Origin of the sequence: Nocardia sp. NPDC050412 (assembly GCF_044458825.1) — a bacterium.
Classification (GTDB): domain Bacteria; phylum Actinomycetota; class Actinomycetes; order Mycobacteriales; family Mycobacteriaceae; genus Nocardia.
This window is the reverse complement of sequence record NZ_JBITIJ010000032.1, coordinates 151-5,029: the sequence shown is the minus strand read 5'-3', so window position 1 is coordinate 5,029 and position 4,879 is coordinate 151. Positions and strand designations below refer to the sequence as shown.

Genomic DNA, 4,879 nt, shown 5'->3' with positions numbered 1-4,879 from the left:
GAGCCGTCGAGACTGGCGACTTCGTCGCATGCGCTTCGACGGCTCGGACGCGAGACGGGCCGCGAACGGTCGCTCGTAAGACTCGCTCCGTGGTGGTCGCTGATGGTGGGGGGTCGGCACCTGGTGCGCGTGTATCGGAGATTCGCGACTGTGTCGCATGTGCTTCGACGGCTCGGACGCGAGACGGGCCGCGAACGGTCGCTCGTAAGACTCGCTCCGTGGTGGTCGCTGACCCGGTCAGCGGCGTGGGTTGGTGATGCGAGACGATGGTCGGGAAGAACGGGCCGATTGTCGGCGTTGAGTAATTAGGCGCTGAGCCACCACAGTGCGGCCAATTGATTCGAGGAGCCCTGGACGTGTCATCACCGAAGTCCCTGCCGCCGCTGGTCGAACCGGCCGCGGAGCTGACCAAGGACGAGATCGCCCGCTACAGCCGTCATCTGATCATCCCGGACCTGGGGGTCGACGGGCAGAAACGACTGAAGAACGCCAAGGTGCTGGTGATCGGCGCAGGCGGGCTCGGCTCGCCCGCACTGCTGTATCTGGCCGCCGCCGGTGTCGGCACGCTCGGCATCGTCGAATTCGACGAGGTCGACGCCTCCAATCTGCAGCGCCAGATCATCCACGGTGAATCCGATATCGGCCGCCCGAAGGCCGATAGTGCGCGCGATTCCATTCTCGAGATCAACTCCGGCATCGAGGTCCGGCTGCACAAGATCCGCCTGGAGCCCGAGAACGCCGTCGAATTGTTCGCCGAATACGACCTGATCGTCGACGGCACAGATAACTTCGCCACCCGCTACCTGGTCAACGACGCCGCGGTGCTGGCGGGCAAGCCGTATGTCTGGGGCTCCATCTACCGCTTCGAGGGCCAGGTCTCGGTCTTCTGGGAAGACGCACCGGACGGCCGCGGCATCAACTACCGCGACCTCTACCCCGAGGCCCCGCCGCCGGGCATGGTGCCCTCCTGCGCCGAAGGCGGTGTCCTCGGCGTGCTGTGCGCCTCCATCGGTTCGATCATGGTGACCGAGGCGATCAAGCTGATCACCGGCATCGGTGAGCCGCTGCTCGGTCGTCTCATGGTCTACGACGCACTCGATATGAACTACCGGACCATCAAGCTGCGCCGCGATCCGGAACGTCAGCCGATCACCGAACTGATCGACTACGAGGCATTCTGTGGCGTGGTGTCCGAGGAGGGCCAGGCCGCGGCCGCGGGCTCGACCATCACCGCGCGCGAGCTGAAGGAGCTGCTCGACGCGGGCAAGGAAATCGAGCTCATCGACGTGCGCGAGCCGGTCGAATGGGACATCGTGCACATCGAGGGCGCCAAGCTCATCCCGAAGGATCGATTCCTCTCCGGTGAGGCACTGTCGGATCTGCCGCAGAATCGGCCGATCGTTCTGCACTGCAAGACCGGTATCCGCTCGGCGGAGGTGCTCGCGGTCCTGAAGAACGCCGGTTTCTCCGACGCCTCACATGTGCAGGGCGGCATCGTCGCCTGGGCGAATCAGGTCGACAGGTCACTGCCGGTCTACTAGACCGGGTACTCATGCCGAGAGGTTGCTTCGCGGCGTAGCCACCGCGGAGCGAGACGAGCGACCGTTCGCGGCCCGTCTCGCGTCCCGGGTTGTTGAAGCGCGTGCGTCGCAGGTGTGAGTCGTGTTCTTCGGGCATGCGTGCGTGGAACCGTGATCGAGGACCAGTTGCCGCAACTCCTTGTCCAAGGTCTTGATCTTGCGGTCGATCCCTTCGAGCTCCTCGATCAGTTCCAGAGTCAGGCGGCAGCGGAGCTGGGCGGCCCGATCCCGCGGTCTCACCGACGCGATAAGTTCGCGGGCCTGCCGCGACGACAAGTACTTCTTGGCTCCGCCGGGCAGCAGTTCCAGCAGCAGCCGATGGATCCGGTTGATGGCGTCGGTGCGGGCGCGGCCGAGCTCGTCGCGGCGGTCGACCAGCAGCCCCGGCGCGACCAGGTCCGGATCAGCCCGCACCTGGCGCAGATTCGGTGCTCGTAGCGCGGCCAGCGCGACCGAGTGGGCGTCGACGGGCTCGGTTTTGCGGCCGTTGCCAGTGGCGAACACGCGAACTTGCGCCGACAGTTTCGTGGGCACGTCGATCACTATTTCGCCGTCGTGCACCAGCCGGTGCGCCAGGGGCCGGCCAATGCCGTTGCAGCCCTCGATATTTCTCCTTCTGGATGGCCCCGGCGACGCTCGTCTTCGAAGACGTTTGGGACCTCGAGGGGATCTCGATTTCAAGGGCACGACCCCGGACCTGGAGATCGATGACCTGCACCGACTGGTACCCGACGATCTGCCGGCGACGAGAAGATGCAGACGGGTACTTGCGAGCACGGGCCCGTTCGACAGCGACTGTGCCGCCGAGACCCCGACCTGTGGCGCTGCCCGTCGGCTAGTCGTCGGGGGAGGCGCGGCGGTTGCGTTTGGTGACGCCGCGCCGTTTCTTCGCGGCGATGCGACGTTCCTTTGCTCCGCGCGAGGGCTTGGTGGCGCGGCGGACGGGTGGCGGTGCGGCAGCGGCGTCAGCCAGTAACGAGGCCATGCGTTCGCGGGCGGCCGCGCGGTTCTGCGGCTGTGCGCGTTGCTCCGATGCGGCGATCGTGAGTACCCCGTTGACCAGGCGGGTGGCCAGGCGGTCGAGCATCCGGGTGCGCAGCCACTCCGGTACGGAGGGTGAGTTGGCGAGGTCGAACGACAGCTCTACCCGGCTGTCGGTGGTGTTGACGTGCTGCCCTCCGGGACCGGACGACCGTGAGAACCGCTCGCGTAACTCGGACGCGGGTATCACCAGCACCCGAGTCACGGTCAGGTCCTCTGCCATGATCAGATGCCGCTCTTTCCGATCCGCGAGTCGACAAGGTCACGTCGGTCTAGTTGCGACTGAATGGTGACCTTCTCGTTCACGATAGCGACGACCTTGTCGACGTGTAACAAGCAGGCCGTCCGCACATGCCGCTGGGCGCGCGTTGGTCGGCCGTCCAAATCTGTTGGTCGACGCGGCTTCTCAACACGCGCTCATGCCGAGTTGCGTGTGTTCGCCGATTCTCGGCACATCTCCACTCGATTTCACGACCACGAGAATCCGTCTCCAGGGCCCGGCTCGCCATATCCCGTCCACACAGACCGATATGTGCGCCGTCACCCATAGACCGGAACCAGAGTGTGACAAGTCCAGCCGAGGCCGGAAATCTGCTGGTAGAGCTGTAACTTCCCGTCTAAACGATCAATACCCCTGGGCCATCGAGGTCGTGGCGTAATCCCCCGGCATAGTCCGGGTCGACGGAAAGTGGGACGACATGCTGACCGAGTTGGTCGTGTTAGCCATTGTCGCGACGTTGCTGACGAGCGCGGCCATCGCCATGAATTGGGATCCACACAAGACCCGACGCGATCGACACGGGCGCACACCGGATTCGAGTAACCGTTCAACCGGCGGAGTTGCCAGGCCCCGCGATGGCGTCTGGCCCCGAAAGGACAGACGTTGAACCTTTTGGCCGACCATCACCGTGTGGACTACAGACCTCAAGGCGAAGGACTCCGTCGGCACGGGCTGGCTCTGGACCCAAGATTCCTCGACCAAGTCGACACCGAACCTGCCCGATCAAAGGTTGCGGCGCATCGAAGCGCCTCCAACGGATGGATGTTTTCGATTCGCCGGTCAGCCGACCGACGGCCCTCCGGATACTGCAGCGGAGACCAGACGTCCTGCAACGGTTTCGGGATGTCTTCCCATTCATCGAACTGAGCCAATAGCCTCGAAAACGGCTGCGGTGGTTGGGAATTCGGCTCATACTGTGGTTGGCCGGGGCTTCACATCCAACCGCCGCGGGCTGCAGTGTTATCCGGCCGGGCTCGCTCCATCGAGAGGGGCGCAAGTGACTGAAGTCTACGCGGAAGACCAGGAAATTTTCGTGCCGTTTTCGGGGGAGAACGGGGAAAAGCCCCCCGAGCAGGACGTAACCTCCTCGGGCAGGCTGTACAACAATTACCCCTACCCCGTCTCGATCGTGCTGCATTGGGACAGCCGACACATAGATCTGCATGTGCTGCCCCCGGGCGGCACCAGTCGCGAGATGTCGTCCAGTTGGAACCTGAACATGAAGATCATAAGCAGCGACGACAAGCTGATCGAGTGGGCAAACGGCGGCATCAGGTACTGGTACCGGATAATCGCGAGAGTGCAAGCGGGCCGCACGATCAACGTCAGCGACCTCTTTTCATCGGCGATCAGCGGGGACGGTGCCGAACAGGCTGGTGATGCCCGCAAGGCCGTAGGTGAGGGTTTGAACTAGCGGCGTAGGTTGTCGGGCTTGCGGTGCCGGGATCTGGCCCATCAGCTCGAGCGGGCTGGCTCCCGGCTTCACCGAGGTGGAACTCATGTGACGTCCGCGTATCGGTCGTTCGGGAACGAAGCGTTCGCCAATCGACAGCGCAATGACCTGTTCCACTTCTGTTCCGCTGTCGGTGGTCCCACGGCTGGTACCGCAGTGGCCCCACAACGGTGGCAAACGACATTACGAGCGACGGCGTTCGCGGCGTGTCTCGCGTCCGAGTCGTCGAAGTGTGTGCGCCGCAGGTGTGAGTTGTGTTCTTCGGGCATGCGCGCATCAGGTGCCGACCCCCCACCATCAGCGACCACCACGGAGCGAGTCTTACGAGCGACCGTTCGCGGCCCGTCTCGCGTCCGAGTCGTCGAAGTGTGTGCGCCGCAGGTGTGAGTTGTGTTCTTCGGGCATGCGCGCATCAGGTGCCGACCCCCGACCATCAGCGACCACCACGGAGCGAGTCTTACGAGCGACCGTTCGCGGCCCGTCTCGCGTCCGAGTCGTCGAAGTGTGTGCGCCGCAGGTGTGAGT

4 protein-coding genes are annotated in these 4,879 nt (G+C 64.3%); 2 read left to right on the top strand and 2 right to left on the bottom strand.

What is annotated here, in order from left to right; all coding sequences use genetic code 11:
* Nucleotides 1-356: 356 nt before the first annotated feature.
* Nucleotides 357-1,541 carry an adenylyltransferase/sulfurtransferase MoeZ gene (gene moeZ, locus ACIBI6_RS40750; protein WP_364360204.1) on the top strand — a complete coding sequence of 395 codons (1,185 nt, stop codon included), beginning with the start codon at nt 357-359 and terminating at the stop codon, nt 1,539-1,541.
* A 9-nt stretch (nt 1,542-1,550) separates the two neighbouring features.
* Here moeZ and ACIBI6_RS40745 read toward each other — a convergent pair whose 3' ends face one another.
* The gene (locus ACIBI6_RS40745; protein WP_396960514.1) at nt 1,551-2,267 is read right to left on the bottom strand and encodes a hypothetical protein; all 717 of its coding nucleotides are present in this window, start codon (nt 2,265-2,267) and stop codon (nt 1,551-1,553) included.
* A gap of 148 nt (nt 2,268-2,415) precedes the next feature.
* On the bottom strand, nt 2,416-2,844 hold the full coding sequence (gene arfB, locus ACIBI6_RS40740) for an alternative ribosome rescue aminoacyl-tRNA hydrolase ArfB (RefSeq protein WP_364360212.1): 429 nt from the start codon (nt 2,842-2,844) through the stop codon (nt 2,416-2,418).
* 1,054 nt (nt 2,845-3,898) lie between these two features.
* Here arfB and ACIBI6_RS40735 point away from each other — a divergent pair.
* Nucleotides 3,899-4,315 (top strand): hypothetical protein, encoded by a 417-nt coding sequence (locus ACIBI6_RS40735; RefSeq protein ID WP_364360215.1) that lies wholly within the window; start codon nt 3,899-3,901, stop codon nt 4,313-4,315.
* Nucleotides 4,316-4,879: the final 564 nt, after the last annotated feature.